The sequence below is a fragment of the Paenibacillus paludis genome (assembly GCF_042610515.1).
Taxonomy (GTDB): domain Bacteria; phylum Bacillota; class Bacilli; order Paenibacillales; family Paenibacillaceae; genus Paenibacillus_AQ.
Window position 1 is genome coordinate 61,905 of record NZ_JBGJZP010000012.1, and the last position, 14,088, is coordinate 75,992.

General features: G+C 50.9%; 11 protein-coding genes. 8 read left to right on the forward strand and 3 right to left on the reverse strand.

Features of this window, described 5'->3' with window-relative positions; all coding sequences use genetic code 11:
• The gene (locus tag ACAN56_RS21880) at nucleotides 1-1,878 is read right to left on the reverse strand and encodes an LTA synthase family protein (RefSeq protein ID WP_379145737.1); all 1,878 of its coding nucleotides are present in this window, start codon (nucleotides 1,876-1,878) and stop codon (nucleotides 1-3) included.
• Between the two features lie 279 nt (nucleotides 1,879-2,157).
• Between ACAN56_RS21880 and ACAN56_RS21885 the strand changes: the two genes are divergently transcribed.
• Both ACAN56_RS21885 and ACAN56_RS21890 read left to right on the forward strand, forming a co-directional pair.
• Nucleotides 2,158-4,476 (forward strand): ATP-dependent DNA helicase, encoded by a 2,319-nt coding sequence (locus ACAN56_RS21885; protein WP_379145739.1) that lies wholly within the window; start codon nucleotides 2,158-2,160, stop codon nucleotides 4,474-4,476.
• Between the two features lie 68 nt (nucleotides 4,477-4,544).
• On the forward strand, nucleotides 4,545-5,513 hold the full coding sequence (locus tag ACAN56_RS21890) for a Gfo/Idh/MocA family protein (RefSeq protein ID WP_379145740.1): 969 nt from the start codon (nucleotides 4,545-4,547) through the stop codon (nucleotides 5,511-5,513).
• 85 nt (nucleotides 5,514-5,598) lie between these two features.
• Here the strand turns inward: ACAN56_RS21890 and ACAN56_RS21895 are convergent, their stop codons facing one another.
• Nucleotides 5,599-6,282 carry a CidB/LrgB family autolysis modulator gene (locus ACAN56_RS21895; protein ID WP_379145741.1) on the reverse strand — a complete coding sequence of 228 codons (684 nt, stop codon included), beginning with the start codon at nucleotides 6,280-6,282 and terminating at the stop codon, nucleotides 5,599-5,601.
• Nucleotides 6,282-6,650 (reverse strand): CidA/LrgA family protein, encoded by a 369-nt coding sequence (locus ACAN56_RS21900; protein WP_038597597.1) that lies wholly within the window; start codon nucleotides 6,648-6,650, stop codon nucleotides 6,282-6,284. The genes ACAN56_RS21895 and ACAN56_RS21900 overlap by 1 nt, the downstream gene beginning before the upstream one ends.
• 113 nt (nucleotides 6,651-6,763) lie before the next feature.
• On the opposite strand from ACAN56_RS21900, the gene cidR reads away from it, so the two are divergent.
• The 6 genes from cidR to ACAN56_RS21930 all read left to right on the forward strand — a co-directional run bounded on the left by cidR (nucleotide 6,764) and on the right by ACAN56_RS21930 (nucleotide 14,064).
• Nucleotides 6,764-7,687, forward strand: coding sequence for a cidABC operon transcriptional activator CidR (cidR, locus tag ACAN56_RS21905; protein ID WP_038597594.1), 924 nt, complete (start codon nucleotides 6,764-6,766; stop codon nucleotides 7,685-7,687).
• Nucleotides 7,688-7,797: 110 nt separating this feature from the next.
• Complete coding sequence (locus tag ACAN56_RS21910; RefSeq protein ID WP_231578352.1) at nucleotides 7,798-8,082, forward strand: aspartyl-phosphate phosphatase Spo0E family protein; 285 nt, start codon at nucleotides 7,798-7,800, stop codon at nucleotides 8,080-8,082.
• 213 nt (nucleotides 8,083-8,295) lie between these two features.
• The gene (locus ACAN56_RS21915; RefSeq protein WP_038597588.1) at nucleotides 8,296-9,726 is read left to right on the forward strand and encodes a hypothetical protein; all 1,431 of its coding nucleotides are present in this window, start codon (nucleotides 8,296-8,298) and stop codon (nucleotides 9,724-9,726) included.
• Nucleotides 9,727-9,969: 243 nt separating this feature from the next.
• The gene (locus ACAN56_RS21920; protein WP_379145742.1) at nucleotides 9,970-10,416 is read left to right on the forward strand and encodes a MarR family winged helix-turn-helix transcriptional regulator; all 447 of its coding nucleotides are present in this window, start codon (nucleotides 9,970-9,972) and stop codon (nucleotides 10,414-10,416) included.
• Entirely contained in the window at nucleotides 10,409-12,169 is a 1,761-nt protein-coding gene (locus ACAN56_RS21925) for an ABC transporter ATP-binding protein (protein ID WP_038597585.1), read from the forward strand. The genes ACAN56_RS21920 and ACAN56_RS21925 overlap by 8 nt, the downstream gene beginning before the upstream one ends.
• Complete coding sequence (locus ACAN56_RS21930; protein WP_379145744.1) at nucleotides 12,166-14,064, forward strand: ABC transporter ATP-binding protein; 1,899 nt, start codon at nucleotides 12,166-12,168, stop codon at nucleotides 14,062-14,064. The genes ACAN56_RS21925 and ACAN56_RS21930 overlap by 4 nt, the downstream gene beginning before the upstream one ends.
• Nucleotides 14,065-14,088: the final 24 nt, after the last annotated feature.

Genomic DNA, 14,088 nt, shown 5'->3' on the forward strand with positions numbered 1-14,088 from the left:
TTATTCTACGGCGGTCTTTTTATCCGGCAATTGGGTCACATAGCTGTCCGACAGCTGGCGCAACCGCAAAGCATTGGAATATTCATCTTCGGTACCGGCAGGAGTTTTCCCTCCGGCAGCCAGTTTATATTGCGTATTGTCTTCAAAGCTGTTCCCGGGAATCAACAGCCCGGAGCTGGAGATGAAAGAGCCGGTTGGCAAATAATAACGCTGCGGCAGCAGATTGTATGTCTGGCTGAGCAAGTCCTGGCCAAAGTGGATATTGTTCGCCATGGAGACACCCAGCAGGCTGGCAGCCGTTGGCATAATATCAATTTCTCCGCCAACTTGTTCCAGAGTTTGTGGCTTGAGGCTGTCTCCGGCATGAATGATTAGCGGAATATTGAGCATATCGGAATATTCATATTCATGTCCGTATATTTCAGTCATCAGTTCTTTGTCATCATGGTCCAGTGAATAAATCGGCAGACCCATATGGTCTCCGTAGACCATGATCAGACTGTTGTCCCAGACGCCACTTGCTTTGAGCTCTTCAACAAATTGTCCGAAAGCATAGTCGGCATAATTCTGCGAACGGATATAATCTCCGACAAAGGTGCCCTCATAACGCTCCGGCAGTTTCATTTGATATTTCTCTGCCGGAATGGTGAACGGATGGTGCGCTGACATGGAAATGACCTGAGCATAAAACGGCTTGCTGCTGTCATCCATTTCTTTCAGCTTCTCGGCAGACCGGCGGTAGAGCACTTCGTCGGAAGAACCGAAGAAGAAGGCATCTTCATCGCCGAAGAACTTATGGTCGTAATATTGCTCCCAGCCCAGTGAACTGTAGAGCTCACCGCGGTTCCAGAATTCCACATCATTCGTATGGAAGGTGGCTGTCTGATACCCGTTGGCCTGCAGCAATTTCGGCAGACTTGGCAGATCCTTGTCGACATACGCCATCGTAGCGGCACCTTGCGGCGGAATATAGTAAGAAGAGTTAACAACGAACTCCGCATCCGAGGTATTTCCCTGCCCCACCATCTGGTAGAAGTTAGGGAAATAAAGACTGTCATCCATTAAACGGTTCAGGTTCGGCGTAATTTCCAGGCCGTCCACTTTTAGCCCCATCAGAAAGCTCTGGAAGGACTCGAGCTGAATGATGATCAGGTTCTTGCCTTTGGCAGCACCCTGAAGCGGGGAGACAGCTGCGGGATCAATTCCCTTCAGCTTGTTGATAGCATCCTGCGTAATCTCACTGGCGTTCACAAGCTCGGTTTTATCTTGAGCAAAAATGGTATAAGCCTCATAATTGAGGATACCCATCTCCTGCGCTTTCTTGATCTCATTCATACTGGCCTTATTGGGCAGTATATTGAACAAGCAGAGTGCGAAGGAAACGGCGAACAGCACACTAAAGGAAAGCTTGCCGTTGCGGCGGTGTTCACAGCGGTTAATATTATCCTTTTTATACGTCCGGCCCTTCTTATTAAAGAAGAAATAGATGCCCAGGATGATGATGTCAGCAAATATCAGCAGATAGTACGGGTCCATCAGTGAAAATACGCTGTTGCGGACAGCAGTGACTTGGTTCACCTGCTCTGCCGCATGGTAAGTGACAATAACTCCGTAATATTTAAAGTACATAATAGCGGCGAAAAAGATCGCGGTAACGAGCAGATTGACGGTCATATAATAACCAAGCTTCCGTTTGGAGGCAAAACGCTCAATAAGGCAAAAAAGCGCCCAGACAAAAGGAATTTCGGTTAATATTGTTTTCCAAGGCAATAAATCTCCAAAGATTACACCCCAAGCCAGACAGCTTTTGAGAATGAAGATGATAGTGAAGAATACAAATGGTTTAACCAACCATCGTTTAATAGTAAGGGATGACACAGCTTCGCCTTCTTTCTGCAAGATGAAACGCCGTTTCCCGGCTAGGAGGACGCAGCGTATAGACAAAAGAATTCCATATTAATAGAACTTATTATGCAGTGCTGGTGGAGGAATGTCAAAAATCAGAATCGTCGTATAACCACCATGGACCGCGTAAAGCGATATGCGCAGGAATGAAGCCGAGATTATAGCACTCAGATCAGTTTATATCATGGAAAAAGGACGAAAACGGCCACCGATGCTAAAAAGGGGCTCGGGAAATAATGGGGGTGGGCATACATGGAATATGCGGAAATAGTTCTTTCAGTGAGATCCCTCGTGGAATATGTCTTTAGCAGCGGCAGTCTGGAGCCGGGATTCCGCAGTGGAGCAGCGATGGTGGAGGGTACGCGTATTCATCAGCACATTCAGAAGCAGTATAAGGAAGGAGACCGTAAAGAAGTCTACCTGAAGACAGAAATTGCCCATGAAGGCCTTATATTTATGATCGACGGACGCTGCGACGGCCTGCTCACCGGGGAGGACGGAAGTGTGACGGTCGAAGAGATCAAATCAACTGCCGGTCCGCTCGAACCTGCTTTCGAAGGCCGGGAGGTGCACTGGGCGCAGGCATACATGTACGCCTATATGATATGTCTAGCACAGGAGCTTACTTCTATTGAGGTCAAGCTTACCTATGTCCGGCGGGGCGGTGAAGAGCAGCGGAGCCTCTACAGGCAGTTGTCCAAAGAGGAACTGATTGCCTTTGCCGTTGATACGGTAGCGAAGTATGCCCCTTATGCTGAGCTGATGGTCAGGCATGAGGCGCAGAAGGAAGCCAGCATCCGCGGGCTGTCGTTTCCCTTTGCCGAATACCGGCAGGGACAGCGGCATTTTGCGGCCGCGGTCTATAAATCAGTCACGGAGGGCGTCAATCTGTTCGCCCAGGCCCCGACCGGCATCGGCAAAACGATGTCCACCCTCTTTCCTGCGCTCAAGGCATTGGGAGAAGGCAAGGCAGCCGGGCTGTTCTATTTGACCGCCAAGACGGTTAACCGGTTCGCCGCGCAGGAGGCAATAGCCATGCTGCTGAAAGGCGGGCTTCATGTGCACGCTATTACGCTTACGGCAAAGGAGAAAGCCTGTTTTCGTGATGAGGGGCTGTGCACCAAAGACTTCTGTCCCTTTGCCGACGGATATTATGACCGGATCAATAACGCGCTGCTGGACATGCTGGAGCACGAGACGCTGATGACACAGGATGTGATTGCCAGATATGCCAAGAGACATCAGGTTTGCCCGTTTGAATTTTCGCTGGATGCCGCCTATGCCTGTGATGCCGTTATATGTGATTACAATTATATTTATGATCCCCGTATCAGCTTAAAGCGGCTGCCTGAGGAACGGAAGAAGAAGACGGTGCTGCTGGTGGATGAGGCGCATAATCTGGTGGACCGGGGGAGGGAGATGTACTCGGCCAGTCTGGCGAAGGCTCCGTTCCTCTCGCTGCAGCGGCAGTACAAGACTGTCAACCGCTCACTCGGCGTTGCCGCCAAAGCGGTGAATGCTTTTTTCATTGCCCTGCGCAAACGCTGCAGTGAAGAAGGGGCAGGTGAATGGACGATGTATCCGGAGGAGCTGCCTGCCCTGCTGGAGAGTTTTGCCGCAGAAGCGGAGCTTGAGCTGCTCAGCCCTTCGCCTATTTCGCTGGTTGCACAGGAGGGGGAAGAAGACGGCGAAGGCGGGCTTTTGGATACGTATTATGCGGTGCAGGGGATGCTGCGCACGTTCAAAACCTATGATGAACGGTATGTCACCTATGCGGAAGTCCAGCGCGGGGATGTGGTGCTGAAGCTGTTCAATCTGGACCCCTCCTTTTTGCTGCAGCAAATGGGCAAGAGCTACCGCAGCCAGATCTTCTTCTCGGCTACGCTGTCGCCGCTTTCCTTTTACAGAGACATGATCGGCGCGGGCGAGGAAGACTACAGCCTGAGTGTGCCCTCTCCCTTTCATAAGGAGCAGTGGCAGGTGTCTGTGCTGCCAGTCTCCACCCGTTACCGCGACCGGGCGGATTCTCTGCTTCCGCTGAGTGATGCACTGAAAGGATTGGTCTCCCGGAAAGGCAACTATCTGGTGTTCTTTCCTTCGTATGTCTATTTGCAGAATGTTTATGAGATATTCGCGGACAAATATCCGGAGGTCCCCACGCTGGTGCAGAGCAGCGGCATGAGTGAACCCGAGCGGGAGCAATTCCTCTCCTCCTTTCGCCCGGATAACCCGGAAACGCTGCTTGGCTTCGCCGTGCTGGGGGGGATATTCTCGGAAGGTGTGGATTTGCCCGGTGACCGCCTGAACGGTGTGATGGTTGTAGGGGTAGGCTTGCCGCAGGTAGGGCTGGAGCGTAATCTGCTGCGTGAATATTTCCAGTCCCGGGGCAAGAACGGTTTTGATTACGCCTATGTCTATCCCGGCATGTGCAAGGTGCTGCAGGCCGGGGGCAGGCTGATCCGCAGCGAGAATGACAGCGGAAGCATTGTGCTCGCAGATGACCGGTTCCTGCAATATCCATACCAGCAGCTGCTCCCCGGGGAATGGAGAAACTACCTTGTACTGGCTTAAACGCTTATAATCTAATTGTACTTCTATGAAAAGATGCTCTTGACTAGAACGCTACAGGAGGGAATTAAATGACACTTAATATCGGAATCGTAGGAACAGGCTGGTTCTCCAAGATGCATGCCGATTTGCTCACAGGCATGGAGGATGTGTCTCTGAAAGCCATCTGCGGCAGCAGCAAGCAGAAGGGTGAAGATATGGCCCGTCCGTATGGAGCGGAGGGTTATGGTGAAATAACAGAGATGCTGGATGCCCATAAGCTGGATGCTGTGTACATTTGTGTGCCTCCACAATCGCATGGAGCAATAGAGCGGGCGCTGATTAAAAGAGAGATTCCTTTCTTTATCGAGAAACCGCTGGGGTCAAGCACGGAAATTCCGGCAAGTCTGCTGCAGGATATTAAAGAACATAATTTGCTGACCTCGGTTGGCTATCATTTCCGTTATCAGGAGAACATAACGCGTCTGAAGCAATCCCTAAGTGGAGATAAGGTAGGAATGATTGTCGGACAATGGATGGGAGGGATGCCCGGCGTAGCCTGGTGGCGCAACCAGGAACAATCCGGCGGACAATTCACGGAACAGACGACCCATATCGTCGATCTGCTGCGTTATCTGGCCGGCGAGGTGACAGAAGTATATGGTATGTTCGGCAACCGGATCATGCATGAGCAGCACGAGAATGTAACGGTAGCCGATGTGGGCACAGTGTCGCTGAAGCTGGCAAACGGCGTGGTTGCGAATATTTCCAATACCTGTGTGCTGCCGGGCGAGGTTGGCCGTGTCGGACTCAGCTTCTACAATGACAACGGGCTGCTGGACTGGAATCCGGAACGTCTGCTGGAGGTGCGCAGCGGCGACAGCAAGGAATTCGTCAATGCAGGCAATCCTTACGCAGTGGAGACCGAAGCTTTCCTGCATGCGGTGCGGACCGGAGACCGCTCACGGATTCTCAGCGATTATGAGGACGGCTACAAAACGCTGAAAGTAACCTGCGCGGCATATGAGTCGGCTCAGCGCGGCCTGCCGGTGAAACTTTAGGAATAGCCGCTTCTGGCCTTAAGTAAAAAGAAACCTGCCGGATCGGTTAAATGATCGGCAGGTTTTTGGCCCAAGCCGGGTCGGCCTAGTGGAGGAATACCGCGAGAAGTGCCGGTGCAAGTCCGATCGAGAACAGCGCCGTCAGAATCATCGAGATACTGGAGATGGTACCGGTCAGGGAGCTCAGCTCAAAGGCCTTGGATGTCCCTGTGCCGTGTGCGGCGGTTCCCAGCGATACACCGCGCGCAATTTCGTTGTCAATGCGGAAGAGGCGGAGTACGGTTGGCCCCATCAATGTTCCCAGCACGCCGGTGAGAATTACGAAAACAGCCGTAATGCTCGGGACGCCGCCAATGCTTTGCGAGATGCTCATGGCAATCGGTGTCGTCACCGAACGGGGTACCAGGCTGGTCGCCAGTTCCCCGCTTAAATGCAGCCACTTTGCCAGCAGCATCGAGGAGAGCACTGCAATTACTGTACCCGAGAACACGCCCGCCGCAATTTCGGCGGCGTGTTTTTTGAGTACTTTGAAGTTTTTATGGAGTGGGATTGCAAAGGCGATGGTCGCCGGCTGCAGCAGATCTGTAAGCCATTTGCCTCCCGCATTGTAAGATTCATAAGGGATGCCCATCAATAGCAGAAAGAGGATCATCGCCAAAGGTGTTATGATGAGCGGAGAAGCATACATCTTGGTGCTGGAGGCATAAATACGTTTGGAGATGAGATACACAGCAATGGTGAGACCTAGCAGCAGCAGTCCTGTAATCATCAGCTTTTACGCTCCTTCACTTTATAGATGGCTCCCGTAAGCAGGCCTGAACCGGCCATTACCGCAAATGTGCCGACAAGTACAACCGCCAGCACTTGAAGGCCGTCTGCTTCAAGCAGACTCGAATATTTCATCACTCCGATAGCGGAAGGGATAAAGAACAGCAGCAGCTCGGCAAGCAGCCAAGAGGCACCGACTTCCACCCAGTTCAGGCGGATGACGCCGGATTCCAAGAGCAGGAACAAGAGGATCATCCCGATAATGCTTCCGGGAATAGGTATATGAAGTAGTGGAGTCAATGTATTGATAAGCATTGAGAATATTGTAAGTCCGGCTACCTGCAGCAAGCCTAGGGATAACTTTTTCATAAGGCTTCGCTCCTTTCATGATAATGAAAGTTTACATCAATTATTTTCATAGGTAAAATGAATAGATCGAATGAATGACATTCCTTTTGTCTATGCATGGGAGGCGATAAGCGATGGATATCCGCCAATTACAGTACTTTGTCCAGGCGGCCAGGTTGAATAGCTTTTCCAGAGCGGCGGAGTCGCTCTATATCTCACAGCCCACGATCAGCAAAATGATCCGCAACCTTGAGAATGAGCTGGGTGCGGACCTCTTTTACCGTGAAGGCAAGAGCATAAGGCTGACAGATGCAGGGGAGATTCTGCTCTCCAAGGCGCAAAATATAGTGGAGTCGTTCGCCAGCCTCTCCTCCGAGCTGGACAGCCTGCGCAACCTGAAGCGCGGGCATATCCGCATCGGCCTGCCGCCCATGGTGGGCGCCAGCTTCTTTCCGGCCGTCATCGGAGAATTTCACCGGCGGTATCCCGAGGTTACCATCCGGCTGCATGAGGACGGAGCCAAAAAAGTGGAGGATGATGTGGAAACGGGGCTGCTTGATATCGGGGCGATTGTGCTGCCCGTGGATACGGCAAAGTTTCATTGCTTTACTTTTGTAGAGGAGAAACTGGAGCTTCTGGTGCCGATAGGACACCGGCTGACCGGTACAGACAGTGTTCCTCTGAAAGAACTGGCGGAGGAGGAGTTTGTGCTGTTTCGCGAGGATTTTGCCCTGCATGACCGGATCATAACAGAATGCGTAAAAGCCGGATTTCAGCCCAGAGTTGTATATGAGAGTTCACAGTGGGACCTGATTAGCCGGATGGTGGCTGCCGGGATGGGTATCGCACTGCTGCCGGAGACCATCTGCCGTGACATGGACCGATCCAGAATCTCTGTGATTCCTTTAACAGAGCCTGTTATTCCCTGGCAGCTGGGGATGATCTGGCGCAGAGACCGGTATTTGTCCTTTGCCGCGCGGGAATGGATAACTTTTGCCATGGGAGTCCTTGGCCAGCGTTACAGTCCTCCGGGAATGTCGATTCAGAGGAATGAATGAAAATTTACAAATGTAATATGTTCGACATATTTTTCTTTTTTTTCAAAATATGTTTTTTGGCATCATGAATTATGATAAGGTAGAAGTTGATAGAGAGCAGGTGACTGATCGTGAACTTATACCAGGCTTCCCACGAGGAACATAGAAGAGATTACAGAGAAGACGAGTTGTTTTTAACTATAGAGAGCCTTAGAAGTCAATTGCTGGAGGTGGCGCAGGAGCGCAGTCTGAGCGACCATACAGTCGTTGAGCTCAGCCAGCGTCTGGACGGCTACATTGTAATGGCTCAGAAGCAAATGATGGAAGGCCTGCGCAGCCGCAATAATGCAGCTTCCGCTTTCGGCAAAGTTACCAAGAGCCAAAGGGTAAGAAGCAAGGCAGCACTGCAGCAGTAGTTCCGCCCGGCTTCTAACAACCGGATAGGTGCTGACAGAAGAGTCTGCTGCTTTTCTTCTGAAGTTGTTGGAACAGTAATTTCATAAATAATCAGCTGCCGCTGAAAGGAAAGGTCCCGCGTTGCGGGGCCATTTTGTTGTGCTTTCCACAGGCTTCACCTATAATGTCAATTAATAGCAGCACTATTTCAACATGACCGGGGGAGGTGCCGAGTGGAGGCGAAACTGACAACATTACGCTCTGAAATTGAGGACAATCTGTCCCGCTCGGGTCATAATCTAGCCTCGTTCGCGAAAGTTTCCGGCCTGAACCGCGGCAGTCTCAGTGCCATTCTTCATGGCAATCCGCCTAAGCCGATTTCTTTGAGGCAGCTGGATGCGTTCAACCGAGCCTTCGGACTTCCGGAAGGATGTTTATATTCGCTTTATGTGGATGAATGCTTTAGTGAAGAGAAGGTCTCGCGCCGCAGGGTGGAGCCTTTTTTAATTCGCTGCGCCGAAACCGGCAAGCAGCATTGTATTGATGAAGTGCTAAGCAGAATGATGGAATACCCCAAACCGCTCGATATTGTCTATTCAGTAGCCGATAAACTGTTCACCGCCGGCAAGATGCAGGAGGCGACTGTTTTTTATAAAATTGTAGTGGACAATGAACAAGATAGTTACTCCGAACGGCTGGCGATCAGTCAGTACCGTATTTTCAAATCGCTGATGTTCGTTGTGAATTGGGAGGAGAAGCTGCGGGCAGTGATCACCTTTGAACCGTTCCGCGGACGCCTTCCCGAGAATCTGCAGCTAGATGGTCTGCTGAAGCTGGCCCAGGTCACCTATACCCTGCATAAGTACAAAGAAATGGAGAAGTATACCGATGAACTGAGGGCACTAGCCAGTGCGATGTACCGGGAACAGCTGCAGAAGAAGGCAGGCAGGCGGGGTGAAGAATTGAAACTGGAGCGCCCGCTTGTTTTTTATTATGCCCATGGCTATTTGCTGAAGGCGACCTCGCTTACGAAACAGGGCAGATATGAGGAAGCCAAGAAATATACCGCTGGCTATGCCGATTTAAGCTGGTTTCAATTTCTTGATGATGAGGGCCGGTCTGAGGTTGAAGCCTTTCGTTTATTTGCCACAGCGAACAGCTTTACCCTGGAAATGCTGGTGGGCAATTACGCAGTACTGCCGGCATATACAGCTTTTCTGGTGGATCATCCCGGGGAGATTCTGCCTGGCCTGGTCATTATTATAGAGGCGGCCAACCGGTTCGGATTCGCTGTAGACGATGTGCTGGAACAGTTTTCAGTGGAGATGGCTCATTGTGTGCTGTATCAGGACCCGATGAATATTGACCGTGTATACAGGCTCAGCTATCAGCTGGCCATCTACCATATAGACCGGGAACGGTATATGTCTGGAGTGGACTGCATTCTGCAGTGTCTCACGCTCGCCGTTGAGCTGAACAGTGCGAAGGACTTGATTGATTGTGTAACTTTATTCGAGACAAGCAGGGATTACGCTACCGATGACCAGCAGAAGAAGTATAGAGAACTCATACAAGAGTTAAGGAAAAATGATGAAAACGCAGTAAATATTGATCAGCAATCCGGTATGGTACAGTTGCCTCATCTTACAAATTCTATACTATGAAAATTCCTCCTCCGCCTTCGGGCGGGGGAGTTTTGGTTTCACAGCAGTTGCAGCGCTGATGTTCTTCATTCCGTAATAATTGATAACGCCTTCAATGTTTGACAAACAATTACGCTGAAAATATAATTAGGTAGCCTAATTAATATAGTATTTAATTATTAGTAAACCTAACTAACGACAGAGGTGAACAGCATTGGGATAAACCATGAAGAAAATCCAGTCGCGCACAGGCTGTTTGCCGCATTGCGGCAGCTGCGAAAAGTTCATTGGCAGCACACTGTGGAAGGCCACAAGCCAAGTGAGATGACTTTATTGATATGTCTTGCCAAGCGGTCCCATTCCCTGGATGAAGGACTAAAGGTTTCGGAACTGAGCCGATTCCTGGGGCTGATGCCGCCAACCGTTACCCAGCTAATCAACAGTCTTGAAGCCAAAGACATGGTTCTCAGGGTGGCTGATCCCTCCGACCGGAGAGTTGTCCGTATTAAGCTGACGGAGCAGGGGAAAGTAATCACACGCAAAGCCAAACATCATATGGATGCATCGCTGAACAAACTGGCGGAACATTTGGGCGAAGAAGAGTGCAACCATCTGGCAGACCTTCTGCTGAAGGTCCACGCATTCGTAGAAGATAATCCGCCGCCTAATCTAGACCTGCTACAAATGAACGGAGATGAGAAACTTGATTAAACTATTAAAAAACCTGAGCCCTTTTAAGCTGGCTGTCGCCGCTGTGTTAATCCTTATCTTTCTGCAGTCTCTGGGCGACTTGTACCTCCCTACGCTGATGTCCGATATCGTGGATAAAGGGATCGTGCAGGGCGACCGCAATTATATCTGGAAAATCGGCGGATTTATGCTGCTGGTGGCGGGCGGAGGAGCCATATGCTCTATCGTTGCCAGTTATTTATCGGCAAAGGTTGCTGCCGGCTTCGGTAAAAATGTCCGCTCGCGGATGTTCAATCATGTGGAGAACTTTACGCTGCATGAATTCGACAAGCTGGGTACTGCCTCGCTGATTACGCGTACTACTAATGATATTACACAAGTACAAACCGTACTTACTATGATGCTGCGCATGATGGTCGGCGCTCCGATGATGATGATCGGCGGGATTATCATGGCGGTATCGGAAGATGCCAAGCTTTCCCTTATTTTTGTAGTCGTGATTCCTGTGCTTGTAGGAGCGATATTCTTCATCGGAATGAAGGGCTTGCCGCTGTTCAAGGCGATTCAGGTCAAGCTGGACAAATTAAACCGCGTGCTGCGTGAGCATTTGACCGGTATCCGTGTCATTCGTTCCTTTAACCGGATTGATCATGAGAACAGAAGATTTACTGAAGCGAATAAGGATCTTACGGAAACGGCAATCAAAGTCAACAAGGTGATGGCCGGCCTGATGCCGATTATGATGCTCGTGATGAACTTTTCGATGATTGCCATTCTGTATTACGGCGGAATCCGGATTGGCGATGGCGATCTGCAGGTAGGTTCATTGATGGCATTTATTCAATATGCAATGCAGATAATGTTCTCCTTAATCATGGTGTCGATGATGTTCGTGCTTATTCCCCGGGCCTCTGCCTCCGCACTGCGTATCAATGAAGTGCTGGATATGCAGCCTGAGATTACAGATCCTACGGTGTCTGAGCTTCAGAACACGGCTGCAGTAACGAAGAAGGATGGCCGGGATGCTATGCATGGGTTTGTTGAATTTGACAATGTTTCCTTCTCCTATCCCGGTGCGGAGCAGCCTGCGCTGTCCGGAATCAGCTTCAGCGCGCGGCCCGGTGAGATTACAGCGATCATCGGCGGTACAGGCTCGGGTAAATCGACCCTGCTGAGCCTGATTCCGAGATTCTATGACGCCATTGAAGGCGCCGTGCGTGTGGATGGCGTAGATGTGCGCGAGATGACGCAGGAAGAGCTGCGGAGCAAGATCGGATATATTCCGCAGAAGGCGGTGTTGTTCTCCGGCACGATCAACGAGAATATCCGCTACGGTAAAGAAGATGCTACGGATGAGGAGATCATTCATGCGGCAAAGGTAGCACAGGCCTATGATTTTGTCTCTGCGATGAAGGAAGGCTTCAACTCCGAAATTGCCCAGGGCGGGAACAACGTGTCCGGCGGCCAGAAGCAGCGGCTGTCGATTGCCCGTGCACTGGTAAGAAGACCGGAAGTGTACCTGTTCGACGACAGCTTCTCGGCACTTGATTTCAAGACCGATGCCAAGCTGCGCGCCGCGCTCAAAGACGAAACAACGGAATCAACGGTTCTGATCGTCGCCCAGCGGGTCAGCACGGTTATGGATGCTGACCGGATTATTGTGCTGGATGACGGCGTGATTGCCGGCATCGGCAACCATCGTGAACTGATGGAGAACAGCGAAGTGTACCGCGAGATCGTATCCTCGCAGTTGTCAGAGGAGGAAATAGCATGAGTGAAGCGAATAAAGGAACCAGAATGCCCAAACCTCCGCGGGGACATGGCGGTGGACCCGGCGGACCGCCCGGAATGAGCCTGCCGGTGGAGAAGGCCAAGGATTTTAAAGGTACGCTCAAACGGCTAATCCGCTACCTGCGTCCGCGGCAGGTGCAGCTGCTGATTGTATTTATTATGGCTATCGCCAGCACCGTATTCAGTATTTTCAGCCCGAAGGTGATGGGGAAGGCGACAACCAAGCTGTTCGAGGGCGCATACGGCATACTGAAGGGTGTTCCGGGAGCCGCGATTGATTTTGATTATGTAAACAAAATTCTGCTTATCCTGGCGGGTCTATACCTGTTCAGCTCCTTGTTCAGCTATGTACAGCAATATGTAATGGCCGGCGTGGCCCAGAAAGTTGTTTTTGATATGCGCGAGCAGATCAACAACAAGCTGGAGCGTCTGCCGCTGAAATATTTCGACTCCCGGACGCATGGGGAAATTCTTAGCCGTGCGACCAATGACGTAGACAATATCAGTACGACACTGCAGCAGAGCTTAACTCAGCTGATTACGTCCATCGTAACTATCATTGGTGTCATTATCATGATGCTCACCATCAGCCCATGGCTGACCTTAATTACAGTTATTACCCTGCCGCTAAGCTTTGTCGTGATTATTGCGATCTCCAAGCGTTCGCAAAGATATTTCATTGGCCAGCAGAAATCACTGGGTGAGCTGAACGGCCATGTAGAGGAGATGTACACGGGTCACCGCATTATCAAGGCCTTTGGCCGCGAGAAGCAATCGCTTAAAGAGTTCAACAGTATTAATGACGATCTGTACAATTCCGGCTGGCGCTCCCAATTTATCTCCGGGATCATTATGCCGCTGATGATGTTCATCGGCAACCTGGGATATGTGCTGGTCTGTGTGGTCGGCGGGATCTTCGTGACCAAGAAAACGATTGAGGTCGGTGATATTCAGGCGTTTATCCAGTATTCCCGCCAGTTCACCATGCCAATTACACAAACGGCCAATATCGCCAACATCATTCAATCCACCATAGCTTCCGCAGAGCGCGTGTTCGAGCTGCTGGATGAAGAAGAGGAAATTCCGGAAGTTACTGCTGCTCAGGCTAAGCATGCTGCAGTTGCCGAAGAAGGCTCAGTCGAATTCCGTCATGTGAAATTCGGCTACAAAGAGGATGCTATTCTGATTGAAGATATGAACATTGAAGTCAGCCCCGGTCAGACCATAGCGATTGTAGGACCAACCGGTGCCGGCAAAACCACGCTGATCAACCTGCTGATGCGCTTCTATGAGATCAGCGGCGGCGAGATTGTCATTGACGGCGTCAACATCACCGACATGAAGCGCAGCGAGCTGCGCAGCAAATTCGGTATGGTGCTGCAGGATACCTGGCTCTTTAACGGGACGATCCACGACAACATTGCTTACGGCCGCGAAGGTGCAACAGAGGCGGATGTGGTACGTGCGGCCAAGGCGGCGCATGCCGATCACTTTATCCGCACGCTTCCGCTTGGCTACGACACAATCCTGAACGAAGAAGCCTCGAATATCTCGCAGGGGCAGAAGCAGCTGCTGACTATTGCCCGGGCAATTCTGGCCGACCCTTCGATCCTGATTCTTGATGAAGCGACCAGCAGTGTCGATACACGGACGGAAGTGCAGATTCAGAAGGCGATGAATACGCTGATGAACGGCAGAACAAGCTTTGTAATTGCGCACCGCCTTTCAACGATTCGTGACGCAGATCTGATCCTGGTGATGAACCAAGGCAGCGTTATTGAAAAAGGCACCCATGTGGAGCTGCTGGAGCAAGGCGGCTTCTATGCCGACCTGTATAACAGCCAATTTTCCGGTGACGATCTGCCGGATGTGGGCTAAACCGCAAGCAGAAGCAGCAAATAT

Excerpts from the sequence above, each read along its gene's own strand:
- ACAN56_RS21885 (WP_379145739.1), top strand. The coding sequence starts at position 2,158 with ATGGAATATGCGGAAATAGTTCTTTCAGTGAGATCCCTCGTGGAATAT.
- ACAN56_RS21890 (WP_379145740.1), top strand. The coding sequence starts at position 4,545 with ATGACACTTAATATCGGAATCGTAGGAACAGGCTGGTTCTCCAAGATG.
- ACAN56_RS21895 (WP_379145741.1), bottom strand. The coding sequence starts at position 6,282 with ATGATTACAGGACTGCTGCTGCTAGGTCTCACCATTGCTGTGTATCTC.
- ACAN56_RS21900 (WP_038597597.1), bottom strand. The coding sequence starts at position 6,650 with ATGAAAAAGTTATCCCTAGGCTTGCTGCAGGTAGCCGGACTTACAATA.
- cidR (WP_038597594.1), top strand. The coding sequence starts at position 6,764 with ATGGATATCCGCCAATTACAGTACTTTGTCCAGGCGGCCAGGTTGAAT.
- ACAN56_RS21930 (WP_379145744.1), top strand. The coding sequence starts at position 12,166 with ATGAGTGAAGCGAATAAAGGAACCAGAATGCCCAAACCTCCGCGGGGA.